Below are 12,186 nucleotides of genomic sequence, written 5' to 3'. Positions count from 1 at the left end.
TATTACGGAGTCCTCTATACCGCAGTAGATGTCGGATCGTCCAGTCGACGAGGGAAAGCGCGCGACGTTGCGCCGATTCGCAGCGCTCGGAGCAGCCAGCCCGCTCGCGGGCATCGCCGCAGGGTCGGAGGGCGACGCTGACAACGCCCGTAGCGAACCCCGCTCCGCTATCGAGGGCTACCTCTCGACGACGCCCGGCGCGCACTTCTCGAAGATCCGTGACGATCTCCAACTCGGTACCGGCGAGGCCCAGCACCACCTGCGCGAACTACTGGAGACCGGCCGCGTCGAGACGCGCCGGGACGGCGACTACAAGCGATACTTCCCGGCCGAGCGCTTTTCCACGTTCGAGCAGGTCGCGCTGGGCTATCTGCGCCGTGAGACCCCTCGCGGCATGATCATCGAGTTGCTTCGCGACCCCGACGCAACTGGCAGCGACCTCGCCGCCGCTCTCGACGTTTCGGAGCCAACTGTCAGCAAGTACGCCAGCAAGCTAGAGAGCGCGGGACTGCTCGACCGCGAGTCAGGCTACGCAGTCGTCGAACCCGAGACGGTGCTAACACTCGTCGTTCGATACGCCGACTCGTTCGGGCCGGATGCGCAAGCGCTGGCGGCCGATGCGGACGGACTGATCCAGTTCGACCCCTGAACCCCCCCCGAAGCCTCTTGATTTACGCAGTCACTTTCCAGGTCGTACTCGACGAGTAGCCCCACTTTTCGACGTTGATTCCCACCGCGCCCTCCTGAATCGCGGTCATGTTCGCCCCCACTTCTTTGGCGGTCATGTCCAGCGCGTCGCCGATGTTCCGGGACTTGAAATAGGTCTTGGTGGCCACCTTCTCGCGGAGGTGTTCGAGAATCCGACGCTGCTTCTCGCTCAGATCCAGTTCCAGCGCGTCCTCAGTGGCGGTCGTCGCGGCGGTCGTACTCATACTACAGGAGATGGGGTCGACACCCTTAGCGGGTTTGGTACGGACGGCTAACTCGGCGCAGTCATGCGATTTTGACACCACAACCCCCGGAACGAACCCCGGAGTAGCCCCGTTGGTACGGCTGGTTAATCGCTCATCGGTCGTACTCGCTCGTGACGAACGGACCCAGCGCGCTGGCAACGGCGTGGACGAGCGCGGAGCGTCGCGAGATAGCGTTCCCCGTCAGGACGCCAGCCGCACCCTCCTGCTCGGCGACGTCCGACCGATCCAGTTCGTCGTCGAGAATCGGCCCGAGTTCCTCGCCGGCGTGCAGACGCTCCCCGATCCGCGTGGGCAGGGGTATCGTCGGCCCGCCGCCGCGGACCAGCTGATCGCCGTCGGTGACTGCGGCCCACATGATCAGCGAGAGACCGGGTGTTGCCTCAGTCTCCTCGACACCGCCCTCGATGCCAACCGCCAGATCGTAGTATCCGGCGTCGATTGCCCGCGTGGCACGGTTCTCGGCACCCTCGATGGTCTCCGCCTGGCCCCACGGCTGTTCGGGAACCCCGGAATCGACGGCGATACTCTCGACCTGGACGCCAGGGATACCGGAGAGAGCGTCTTCGACGGCGCTGATCTTGACCGGATTCTTGCTGCCGACAGCGACACGCATTGCTGATGGGCAGGTGCTCGGCGGAGGTGTAACCAACGGTTCCGCTCGCCGGTAACAATGAGTTCGCGCTACTCGCGGGGGTTGCTCGGGTGGTAGTCGGTGTCGTACTCGCCGAGGTCGCCGTCGACGCGGTCGGGGTTGATCCGCCCCGAGAGCAACATGAAGTCCACGAGGGTCAGCGCGAGCATCGCTTCGACGACCGGAACGCCTCGCGGTGGAAGCACGGGGTCGTGGCGGCCGATGACCTTCTCCTCCTTGAGTTCGCCGGTCTCCCAGTCGGCGGTCTGCTGGCTCTTCGGAATCGAGGTCGGGGCGTGAAGCGTCACCTCGCCGTAGATCGGTTCGCCGGTCGTGATGCCGCCCTGAAGGCCGCCGTGATCGTTCTCGACAGGCGTGGGGGTGCCGTCGTCGTCGAACTCCCAGTCGTCGTTGCGCTCCTTGCCGGTGTACTCGCGGGCCTCGCGACCGAGGCCGAACTCGAACGCCGTCGTGGCGGGCACGCTCATCATCGCCTGGCCGAGTCGTGCCTCGACCGAATCGAATCGCGGCGCACCGAGTCCTCGCGGGAGTCCTCGAACCTCGAAGTAGATTGAGCCACCGATCGAGTCGCCCTCTTTCTGGTACTCTTCGATCAGTTCCTGCATCTCGGCGGCCGCCTCGGGGTGGGCACACCGCACGTCGTTCTCCTCCGAATGTTCGAGCATCTGCTCGAAGGAGACCTCGGGCGCTTCGACATCGCCGATCTGGTTGACATGCGCCTTGAGTTCGACGCCTTCCTGTTCGAGGAGTTTCTTTGCGACGGCACCAGCAGCGACCCAGTTCACTGTCTCGCGCGCCGAGGAGCGCCCGCCGCCGCCCCAGTTTCGCGTGCCGAACTTCGCCGAGTAGGTGAAGTCGCCGTGTGAGGGCCGGGGCGCGGTGATGAATGGCTCGTACTTGCCAGACCGGGCGTCCTTGTTCTGGATGACCATTCCGATGGGCGTGCCCGTCGTGTAGCCGTCCTGTGTACCGCTTTTGATCGAGACGGCGTCGGGTTCGCCGCGGGACGTCGAGATCATCGACTGTCCGGGCTTGCGCCGGTCCAGGTCGCCCTGGATGTCCTCCTCGGAGAGTTCGAGGCCTGCCGGACACCCCGAGATGGTGACGCCCATCGCCTCACCGTGACTTTCGCCGAACGTGGTCACCTGAAAGAGGCGACCGAATCGATTCCCGTTCATTATCGTTCACTGAGGGGGCCGGACATTTAGATGTTGCAATACTGCGCCCCGGTCCGACAGTCAGATCACACCGGTCTGTTTGGCGACCTCCCGCGCGGCCGTCTCGTCGATGCCGTCGCCCAGGATGGTGTAGCGGTCCCGGATCTCGTGGGCGGTCGTCAGCGCCTCGATCACTTCGTCCTCGTCGAGGTTCAGTTCCGCCGCAGTCGTCGGGGCGTCGATGTTCGCCAGCGCGTCACGGATATCCCGCCAGAGACCGTTCTCGCCGCTGTGCAGGTAGGCGGTCATGATCGATCCGACGCCGACCTGATGACCGTGGCTCGCCCGGCCCGGCGCGATCCGGTCGAGTTGGTGCGAGAAGAGGTGTTCCGCGCCGCTGGCGGGCCGTGAGGAGCCAGCGATGCTCATCGCGACGCCCGAGGAGACCAGCGCCTTGACGACGATCCAGGAGGATTCTTCGAGGCCGGGCCGGATCGAGTCGGCGTTACCCACCAGCATCTCGGCGGTCATCTCCGAGAGTGCGGCGGCGTACTGGGAGTACGGCGCGTTCTTGAGTCGGTAGGCGAGTCGCCAGTCCATCACCGCGGTGTAGTTGCTGATGATATCCGCACAGCCAGCGGTCGTTAGCTCCCAGGGCGCGTTCGCGAGGATTTCGGTGTCCGCGACGACGGCCAGTGGTGGCTCGGCGGCGACGCTGTGGCGGGTCCCTTCCTCTGGAACCGAGCCACGATTGCTGACGATGCCGTCGTGGCTGGCCACCGTGGGGACGGAGACGAACCCGCGGCCGACGTCGTCGCTCGCCATTTTCGCGATGTCGATGGCCTTGCCACCGCCCAGACCGATCAGGAAGCCGGGGTCGACCTCGCGGGCACGGTCGATCACCCGCTCGATGGCGTCGAAACTCGCCTCCTCGACGACGACGACCGCCGGCTCTTGATCCCACGACGCGAACTGGGACATGATCCGATCGCCCGCGATTTCGTATGGCGTCGGACTGGTGACGATCAGGGGCTGGCCCCGCAGGTGGAGCTCCTCGATGGCTTCTGCGGTCTGCTCTAGAACGCCGTGGCCGACGAGGACGTTCCGGGGAGCCGGATCCACGTCGATTTATCGAACATACCCGAAGCGTCTCAGTCCAGCGTGAAATGGGTTTCTCCGTTTGCCGGGAGTGGTCGGGTGTTTCTCGGCGGGTCCGGCAATCGGGGCACGAACCGAACTACTGCGCTTCGAGCGCCGTCATGATCCGAGACCGGTCCGATCAGAGCGTATCCAGCACACCCAGCACCCGTTCGGTGTCCGTCCTGTCCGGACCGTTCTCCCGCCCCATCCGGTCGCTCGCGAGATGATCTTCGACGGCGCGTTCGTATCCCTCCTCCACACTGATCGGATCCCAGCCCAGATCGGCCAGTTTCGACGTCGAGAGGATGTGTGGGTACGACCGGTACAGCGGGAACTCCTCCATCCCGATGCCGGCGGTCGCCAGTTCGCGCTCGCCCGCGGTGACGATGTCGACGTCGGCGTCCTCGACACCGGCCGCCGCGAGCGTCTCCGAGATGGTCTCGACAGTCTCGCCGAGCGTGAGCATCCGACGGTCGCCGACGTTGTACGCCTCGCCCGTGTCGCCCTCCTCGGCGACGACCCGGAGCGCCTCGGCGACGGCCGAGACCGAGACGCGGTGCCAGACGTTCGAGCCATCGCCCGGGACGAGGACGCGGTCGTGATTCAGCACCCGGTCGATCCAGTAGTCGGTGCGTGCGGTGTAATCGTGGGGGCCGTAGACGATACAGGGCCGGATACTCATCGCGTTGACACCCCGCTCGGCGGCGGCGAACACCGCTCGGTCGCCCTCGGCCTTTCGCGGGCCGTAGCTCTCGGGTGAGTCGTCGAGTGCCTGCTTGTCGGTACACTCACAGAGGCGCGTCTCGTCCTCGCGTTTCGGAATCTCCTCGTCGCCGTACGCTGAGCCACTGGAGATGTAGACGTAGGCGTCCACGTCATCGAACACACGCGTTGCGGTCCGGACCTCGCGGGGCTTGTACGCCACGCAGTCGATTACGATGTCCGGGTCCAGCGCGGCCGCCTCCGCCATGTCGCTATCGTCCGTGCGGTCCCCCTCGAAATGGGAGACTGCGTCGGTGTCCACGAAGGGATTATCGTGGTTCCCGCGGTTGAACACGGTTACCTCGTAGTCGTGTGTCAGGAACTCCTCGACGGCGTGACGGCCGATAAAGCGCGTCCCACCGATGACCAGAACGTGGTCGGCATCGTCCATGCCTGTGGCTTCGCCGCGGACCACAAAACAGTGCCGGAGGCCGCTTCCGTCGCACGGGTGGTTGTATATTCAAGCCGTATCGTTATAGGTAATGGCTACAAACAATACCATGCACGGGTTCGGACGGTCCGGATCCGCTGGCTCTGACATGGCCACAAAACGGGGCCTAGCCCCGTGATTTTCGCGCATCGATTAATCACCCGCATAGTTATACATACGGCTTTCATGTAGGCTATATGATTGCAGAATTGCGCTCTAACGGATCTATGCTGCAGTCGGCGCTGTCGGATGCACCGCGGATGACGGTACAGTTTGATCATATGACTGCAACGGATACAGTTCCGCCCCGGAAGTTTTTCTGGGCACGCGGGGGCGACTTCGAGGCCTTCGAGGCGGGGTTAGACGATGATCCATCCGTTCGGGACCCCGAGCGGATCACGAAGACGCAGGATGGCAGATACTATCGGGTCGTCTATCCCTCAAACCACCCTGACATCGAGGCCCATCGTGCGGCCGTCGAACTGGACGTAGTCGTCCTCGATGCCACATCGAGCGGCGACGGCTGGACCGGTCGCCTTCGGTTCCCGGATCGCGGCTCGCTAAACGACTGGTGTGACCGCTGTGAAGCCGCCGGGATCTCCGTCGATGTCGAAGCGGTCTACGATCAGGAGCGCCAGCCACCCGAGTGTCCCTACGAACTCACCGATCAGCAGCGGGAGGCGCTCGTGGCCGCGGCGGGCAACGGCTACTTCTCCATCCCTCGGGAGACGTCGCTGGCGGGCGTCGGCGAGGAACTCGACATATCGAGCCAGGCGGCATCCGAGCGGTTACGGCGTGGAATGGTGACGCTGATCGAAAATACGCTCTGCGAAATCGAGGAGTAGTCAGTCAGTCGTCGCTCGAAGCCAACCGACCGCCCGCTGCGGTCGCCTTCGGCGTTGCACTGGACGGGAGCGTATCGCGGACGTCGTCCGCGCCGTCCTCGAGCACGCGCGAGTAGGCGTCGGGCATGATCTTGACGAACGAATCGAGCAGGTCGTCCCAGTTATCGAGCACCCACTCGGCCTTTTTGCTGTCCGTGTAGGCCGCGTGGTTCTCGATCAGACGGCGCAGCATCGGAATGTCGCCGTCTTCCAGGTCGTGTTCGACCGAGACCATTCCGCGGTTGACCGAATCCGGGAAGTCGCCCTCTTGATCGAGCACGTAGGCGATACCGCCGGACATCCCGGCCGCGAAGTTCCGGCCGGTGTCGCCGAGCACCGCGACGACGCCGCCGGTCATGTACTCACAGCCGTGGTCGCCGACGCCTTCGACGACAGCCTTGACGCCCGAGTTTCGGACGGCGAAGCGTTCGCCCGCCATGCCATTGACGTACAGTTCGCCCTGAGTCGCGCCATACAGGGCGACGTTACCGATAGCCATGTTGTCGGCTGGGTCGTAGCTGACTTCCGACGGCGTCGAGACGGTGAGTTTCCCGCCGGAGAGTCCCTTGCCGACGTAGTCGTTGGCGCTTCCAGTCAGATGCATCGAGACGCCGTCCGCGAGGAACGCCCCGAAGCTCTGTCCGGCCGTCCCGTGCAGGTCGACCGAGATCGAATCCTCGGGGAGCCCGTCGCCACCGTACTCGGTCGAGACGGCGTTGGCGAGGGTCGCTCCCACCGCCCGGTCGGCGTTCGAGATGTCGGCCTCGACGGCGACCGGTTCGCCCGTATCGAGGGCGGGTTCGGCGGCCTCGATCAGTTCGTGATCTAGCTGTTCGTCGACCTCGTGGGTCTGTTCGCGGGTCTTCCGGTGCTGGTCACCCTCTGGCTCGTAGAGCACCTCCGAGAGGTCGATGTTCTTGGCTTTGGGGTGGTCGACGTCGGTACGCTGGTCGAGCAGGTCGACCCGGCCGATCATCTCGTCGACGCTCTCGAAGCCGAGTTCGGCCATGATCTCGCGGAACTCTTGGGCGATAAACGTCATGTAGTTGATGACGTGTTCGGGTTCGCCCGGGAACCGGTTCCGAAGCTCCTCGCGCTGGGTGGCCACCCCGACCGGGCAGGTGTTCTTGTGACACTGGCGGGCCATCACACAGCCTGACGTGACCAGCGAGGCCGTCCCGAAGATGTACTCCTCGGCACCGAGCAGGGCGGCGACGGCGACGTCGCGGCCGGTCTTCATTCCGCCGTCGGCGCTGACGCGGATGCGGTCCCGGAGGTCGGTCTCGACGAGCATCTGGTTTGCCTCGGCGAGGCCGAGTTCCCACGGCAGACCCGCGTTCTTGATCGAGGTCCGCGGGCTCGCACCGGTTCCGCCGGAGTGGCCCGAGATGTGGACCACGTCGGCGTTGGCTTTCGCGACGCCGGCCGCGATGGTACCGATCCCCGCCTCTGAGACGAGTTTAACGTTGATGTCGGCGTCGGGACTCGACGCCTTGAGGTCGTGGATCAGCTGTTTGAGGTCCTCGATGGAGTAGATGTCGTGCAGCGGGGGCGGCGAGATGAGGCCGACGCCCGGCGTCGCGTACCGGACGTGTGCGATCATCTCGTTGACCTTCATGCCGGGCAGGTGGCCACCCTCGCCGGGTTTCGATCCCTGCGCCATCTTGATCTGGAGTTCGTCGGCCTCCGAGAGGTAATGCGAGGTGACGCCGAAGCGGCCCGACGCGACCTGCTTGACGGTACACTCCTTTTCGGTGCCGAAGCGCTCCGGTGGTTCGCCGCCCTCGCCGGTGTTCGACTTCCCGCCGAGGCGGTTCATCGCGATGGAGTTGTTCTCGTGGGCCTCCGGCGAAAGCGATCCGAGACTCATCGCGGCCGTCGAGAACCGCTGTACGACCTCGTGAACCGGTTCGACGTCTTCGACCGGGATCGACTCCTGTTCTTCGGTCTCGAACTCGAGCAGGCCGCGGAGGGTCTGCAGCGTCTCCTGCTGGTTGTTGATCTGCTCGGCGAACTCCTTGTAGCGCTCGTAATCGCCCGAACGCACCGACTGCTGGAGGATGCCGACCGTGTCCGGGTTCCACTGGTGGTGGATCCCGTTCGAGCGGTGCTCGAACTCGCCGTAGCGGTCGATCTCCGGCTCGTCGTCCCAGGCGTTCTTGTGGCGGTCGGTGAGATCCTGTTCGATCTCCTCGATACCGATCCCCTCGGTACGGGCCTCGGTGCCCTCGAAGTACTCGGCGACGAAGTCGGAATCCAGGCCGACAGCCTCGAAGATCTGTGCGCCCTGGTAGCTCTCGACTGTCGAGATGCCCATCTTGGCCATCGTCTTCAGCAGGCCGTCCTCGACGGCGCCGACGTAGGCGTCGACAGCCGTTTCGATCTCCGCGCCCTCCTCGCCAGCGACGATGTCGTCGATGGTGCGGTAGGCGAGATACGGGTCGATTGCGTCCGCGCCGTAGCCGATCAGCGTCGCGAAGTGATGGACCTGCCGCGGCCCCGCCGACTCGACGACGAGACCGGCGTGGTTGCGAAGTCCGTTCCGGACGAGGTGGTGGTGGACCGCCCCCGTCGCGAGCAGTGCCGGGATCGGCACCTGGTCCGACCCCGTCGAGCGGTCCGAGAGGACGATAATCTCGTGCCCATCACGGATCGCCGCCTCTGCGTCCGCGCGGACGTCTTCGACCGCCGCCTGTAGGTCGGTGCCGCGGTCGTAGGTCATGTCGACGACTGCGGTCGAGAGACCATCTAGCGCGCTTTCCTTGATCGCTTCCGTCTCGGCGTCTGTGAGAATCGGCGAGTCGACGATGAGTTGGCGGGCGTGGGCCGGCGACTCGTCGAGGAGATTACGCTGGTGGCCGATCCGGCTTTCCAGACTCGTCACCAGTTCCTCGCGGATGTAATCGAGCGGCGGGTTCGTCACCTGTGCGAACAGCTGTTTGAAGTACGAAAAGAGAGGGCGGTTGTAATCCGACAGCACCGACAGCGGCGTGTCGTCGCCCATTGAGCCGACGGGATCCTTGCCGTCTTTCATCATCGGCTCGATCATGTTCTCCAGTTCGTCGTGGCTGTACCCCTGAGTGGCCTGGTGAGACCGCAGTTCGTCGATGTTGTTGCGCGGGGCCAGGTCTTCGAGGTCGGCGATGTCGCCGATGTGGACCTGCTGGTCGTCGACCCACTCGCCGTACTTCTCGTCGGTGAGGCTCTCGAACACTTCGTCGTCCGGAATGACGCGTCCCTCGTTCGGATCGGCGAGGAACAACTGTCCGGGCTGGAGACGGCCGCGCTCTTCGATGTTGCCGTAGTCCGGTTCGAGCGCGCCGGCCTCGCTCGCCATGATCAGCGTGTTGTCGGTCGTGACGTCGTACCGGCAGGGCCGAAGCCCGTTGCGGTCGAGCACCGCGCCGACCCGTTCGCCGTCGGTCGCACAGACGAGCGCAGGGCCGTCCCACGGTTCGACCAGCGAGGCGTGGAAGTCGTACCAGTCTTTCCGGTCGTCGTCCATGGTCTCGTCGCCGCGCCAGGCTTCGGGGACGAGCATCCGCAGGGCGTGGGGTAGCTCTCGACCGTCTTCCAGCAGCAGTTCGAGCGCGTTATCGACGCTCGCGGTGTCGGACTGGCCGGGGTCGTTGATGATCGGTTTGAGCGTCTCGACCTCTTCGCCGAGGTGCTCGCTTTCGAGGTCCGTCTCCCGAGCGCGCATCCAGTTGATGTTGCCCTGAATCGTGTTGAACTCGCCGTTGTGGATGATGTTCCGGTACGGGTGGGCGAGATGCCACGCGCCGAGCGTATTCGTCGAGAACCGGGCGTGTACCATGGCGAACGTCGATTTGACCTGCTCGTGGCTCAGATCCGAGAAGTACTCCCCGACCTGATCGCCTTTGAGCAGGCCCTTGTAGACGAGCGTTTGCCGGTCGAGCGAACAGACGTAAAACCGATCGCTCCCGTCGGGCGACTCGTCCTCGACGCTGTTTTCGAGTTCTCGCCGGGCGGCGTAGAGTCGTTTGTCGAACTCGTCGTCAGTCAGTTCCTCCGGCGGCGAGACGAAACACTGCCACGTCGCCGGTTCGGAGTCCAGCGCGGTCTTGCCGATGTCGCTGTTGTCAGTGGGAACGGAGCGCCAGTGGGCGACGTCGAGGTCGTAGTCGGCGAGAACGCTCTCGACGATGTTTTTCAGTTCCGACTGTGCACTGCCCTCCTTCGGGAAGAATATCGAACCGACCGCATACCGCTCGGGCAGTTCGGCATCGACGACCGCAGAAAAGAACTCTCGTGGCGTCTGGAGCATTACACCTGCCCCGTCACCGGTGTTCTCTTCCGCTCCAGTCGTCCCCCGATGTTCGAGGTTCTCCAGCAGTTCGACGCCGTCCGCGACGACATCGTGAGAGCTACCGTCGTCAAGATCCATGACGACGCCTACACCGCAGTTGGACCGCTCGTCGGTGGGGTTGGCGAGACCCCCGACCGGTCCGTAGTCGATTCACGTTGCTCAGACATTGTATGCGATAGTGAACCGCTCCCATAAGACGCTACTCCTGAATGACTAATGGTTTTATATACACATGCAAGGGGATATAAGGCATTTTATCTACATGGTTAATACTACTTATTGTGAAAGTCCACCATGATTTGATGCGGTAAACTCGATACTCACCCAGAAAAATAGCGGTGACGGCGCAGTGTCTCAGAGGCTACTCGAATCGTCGTCCGTCCCGCCGTCAGAATCGTCTCCAACTCCGCTGTCATCGTCGCCCATGCCGTCGTCCTCGTCGTCGTCACCCATTCCATTGTCTTCGCCGTCGTCATCGGCTTCTGCCGTCTCCTCGACAGCCGCACTGGGTGTAAGAGCGTCGACATTCAGCAACAGGTCGAACCCTGTATCGGAGTCGCCCATGCCTCCGGAGTCGCTGCCGTTGTCTTCGGAGTCGCCTATGCCTCCGGAGTCGCTGCCGTTGTCTTCGGAGTCGCCTATGCCTCCGGAGTCGCTGCCGTTGTCTTCGGAGTCGCCTATGCCTCCGGAGTCGCTGCCGTTGTCTTCGGAGTCGCCTATGCCTCCGGAGTCGCTGCCGTTGTCTTCGGAGTCGCCTATGCCTCCGGAGTCGCTGCCGTTGTCTTCGGAGTCGCCTATGCCTCCGGAGTCGCTGCCGTTGTCTTCGGAGTCGCCCGCTCCCGCAGAATCGCTACCGTTGTCTTCGGAGTCACCCATGCCTCCGGAGTCACCGCCCTGTTCCTCGAGGAAGCCGACGGCGAACGCCGAGTAGACGACCCCTGCGTCCAGTGTAACGTCGAAGTCCGCAACCGACTCATCCTGACCCGCTTCGCGAACTTCGAGGGTGTACTCGCCTTCCGCAACGTCGAAGGTCTCGGAGTTACCAAACGTGAGGCCCTCGACAAGGGGGTTATCGTCGGCGACAATGTCGACCTCCGGCGCATCGGGTGAGGCGTGAACCGCGCGAACTCGGCTATCGCCGTCCGCGAGTTCGCTGAGGTCGGCTTTCTGTACACTGAGTTCTAGCTCTTGGTCGGCGTCCTCGGCCGCCTCCCCTATGACAGCGGCGGTTACGATGCCCGTAGAGACCTCGATCTCTTCGTCGATGACGGCGTCCTCCGTGGGGTCGACATCGCTGCCCGCTCCGTCATCGCCGCCCATACCGTTCCCGTCGTCCCCTGTTCCGGTACCGTTGCCCCCTCCGTCGTCGCTGCCTATTCCGTCCCCGTCATCCGATCCGTTGCCCGTTTCATTACCGTTGCCGTTACCCACTCCATTGCCCTCGCCCGCTCCGTTGCCCGTTCCGTCGCCGCTACCCATTCCAGTACCGTCGCCCGCACCGTCGGCCCCCCGACTGGGACGATCTGGACCGTGTACTCCCCCTGGAGCAGTGCGAGGTAGTCGCTAAAGTGTCGGAACGCGACGTCTTCGAGCACGCGAGCGCCGTTTACGAACACGTCGACGTTCGGTGCGTCCGGCGAGGCGTGCACTGCGTTCACTGCCGCGAATTCGGCATCGCCGTCGCCGTTGGACTCCTCGGTGTCGTCTTCCTCATCGTCTTCCTGTTCGTCAGCGAGCGATACACCTGTAGCCGAGAGTACTGCTGCTGCACCGGTTCCAGCAAGCACTGTTCGTCGTGTTACGTCTGTCGACATGACCCGCTTGCGACTACAGGAGCCTCGCAAAAACCCGTAGTTA

9 protein-coding genes and 1 pseudogene are annotated in these 12,186 nt (G+C 64.0%); 2 read left to right on the top strand and 8 right to left on the bottom strand.

What is annotated here, in order from left to right:
* The first annotated feature begins 28 nt into the window (after positions 1–28).
* Positions 29–649, top strand: coding sequence for a winged helix-turn-helix transcriptional regulator (locus ACFQH2_RS15615; protein WP_377055173.1), 621 nt, complete (start codon positions 29–31; stop codon positions 647–649).
* A 22-nt stretch (positions 650–671) separates the two neighbouring features.
* Here ACFQH2_RS15615 and ACFQH2_RS15610 read toward each other — a convergent pair whose 3' ends face one another.
* From ACFQH2_RS15610 to ACFQH2_RS15590, 5 genes and pseudogenes are all read right to left on the bottom strand, one after another.
* Complete coding sequence (locus tag ACFQH2_RS15610; RefSeq protein ID WP_377055171.1) at positions 672–932, bottom strand: DUF7123 family protein; 261 nt, start codon at positions 930–932, stop codon at positions 672–674.
* Positions 933–1,065: 133 nt separating this feature from the next.
* On the bottom strand, positions 1,066–1,587 hold the full coding sequence (yjjX, locus tag ACFQH2_RS15605; RefSeq protein ID WP_377055169.1) for an inosine/xanthosine triphosphatase: 522 nt from the start codon (positions 1,585–1,587) through the stop codon (positions 1,066–1,068).
* Positions 1,588–1,655: 68 nt separating this feature from the next.
* Positions 1,656–2,804 (bottom strand): chorismate synthase, encoded by a 1,149-nt coding sequence (aroC, locus tag ACFQH2_RS15600; RefSeq protein ID WP_377055167.1) that lies wholly within the window; start codon positions 2,802–2,804, stop codon positions 1,656–1,658.
* 60 nt (positions 2,805–2,864) lie between these two features.
* A pseudogene (locus ACFQH2_RS15595) lies at positions 2,865–3,922 on the bottom strand (NAD(P)-dependent glycerol-1-phosphate dehydrogenase).
* 140 nt (positions 3,923–4,062) lie between these two features.
* The gene (locus tag ACFQH2_RS15590; protein WP_377055163.1) at positions 4,063–5,076 is read right to left on the bottom strand and encodes an NAD-dependent epimerase/dehydratase family protein; all 1,014 of its coding nucleotides are present in this window, start codon (positions 5,074–5,076) and stop codon (positions 4,063–4,065) included.
* Between the two features lie 236 nt (positions 5,077–5,312).
* Here ACFQH2_RS15590 and ACFQH2_RS15585 point away from each other — a divergent pair, with 236 nt between their 5' ends.
* Positions 5,313–5,960: a bacterio-opsin activator domain-containing protein gene (locus ACFQH2_RS15585; RefSeq protein WP_377055161.1), complete on the top strand. Its 648-nt coding sequence runs from the start codon at positions 5,313–5,315 to the stop codon at positions 5,958–5,960.
* Positions 5,961–5,964: 4 nt separating this feature from the next.
* On the opposite strand, the gene gltB is transcribed toward ACFQH2_RS15585, so the two are convergent.
* The 3 genes from gltB to ACFQH2_RS15570 form a co-directional block, all read right to left on the bottom strand.
* Positions 5,965–10,407 carry a glutamate synthase large subunit gene (gene gltB / locus ACFQH2_RS15580; protein WP_377076917.1) on the bottom strand — a complete coding sequence of 1,481 codons (4,443 nt, stop codon included), beginning with the start codon at positions 10,405–10,407 and terminating at the stop codon, positions 5,965–5,967.
* Positions 10,408–10,683: 276 nt separating this feature from the next.
* Entirely contained in the window at positions 10,684–11,649 is a 966-nt protein-coding gene (locus ACFQH2_RS15575) for a DUF4397 domain-containing protein (RefSeq protein ID WP_377076916.1), read from the bottom strand.
* Between the two features lie 53 nt (positions 11,650–11,702).
* Positions 11,703–12,143: a DUF4397 domain-containing protein gene (locus tag ACFQH2_RS15570; protein ID WP_377076915.1), complete on the bottom strand. Its 441-nt coding sequence runs from the start codon at positions 12,141–12,143 to the stop codon at positions 11,703–11,705.
* Between the last annotated feature and the right edge of the window lie 43 nt (positions 12,144–12,186).

This window comes from Natronoarchaeum sp. GCM10025703 (genome assembly GCF_042661985.1).
In the GTDB taxonomy this organism is placed as follows: Archaea; Halobacteriota; Halobacteria; order Halobacteriales; family Natronoarchaeaceae; genus Natranaeroarchaeum.
The sequence above is the reverse complement of the archived record's forward strand: the minus strand, read 5'-3'. Positions and strand labels throughout refer to the sequence as shown.

Excerpts from the sequence above, each read along its gene's own strand:
- ACFQH2_RS15615 (WP_377055173.1), top strand. The coding sequence starts at position 29 with ATGTCGGATCGTCCAGTCGACGAGGGAAAGCGCGCGACGTTGCGCCGA.
- gltB (WP_377076917.1), bottom strand. The coding sequence starts at position 10,407 with ATGGATCTTGACGACGGTAGCTCTCACGATGTCGTCGCGGACGGCGTC.
- ACFQH2_RS15585 (WP_377055161.1), top strand. The coding sequence starts at position 5,313 with ATGATTGCAGAATTGCGCTCTAACGGATCTATGCTGCAGTCGGCGCTG.
- ACFQH2_RS15610 (WP_377055171.1), bottom strand. The coding sequence starts at position 932 with ATGAGTACGACCGCCGCGACGACCGCCACTGAGGACGCGCTGGAACTG.
- aroC (WP_377055167.1), bottom strand. The coding sequence starts at position 2,804 with ATGAACGGGAATCGATTCGGTCGCCTCTTTCAGGTGACCACGTTCGGC.
- ACFQH2_RS15590 (WP_377055163.1), bottom strand. The coding sequence starts at position 5,076 with ATGGACGATGCCGACCACGTTCTGGTCATCGGTGGGACGCGCTTTATC.
- ACFQH2_RS15570 (WP_377076915.1), bottom strand. The coding sequence starts at position 12,143 with ATGTCGACAGACGTAACACGACGAACAGTGCTTGCTGGAACCGGTGCA.
- ACFQH2_RS15575 (WP_377076916.1), bottom strand. The coding sequence starts at position 11,649 with ATGGGCGGCGATGACGGAGCGGGCAGCGATGTCGACCCCACGGAGGAC.
- yjjX (WP_377055169.1), bottom strand. The coding sequence starts at position 1,587 with ATGCGTGTCGCTGTCGGCAGCAAGAATCCGGTCAAGATCAGCGCCGTC.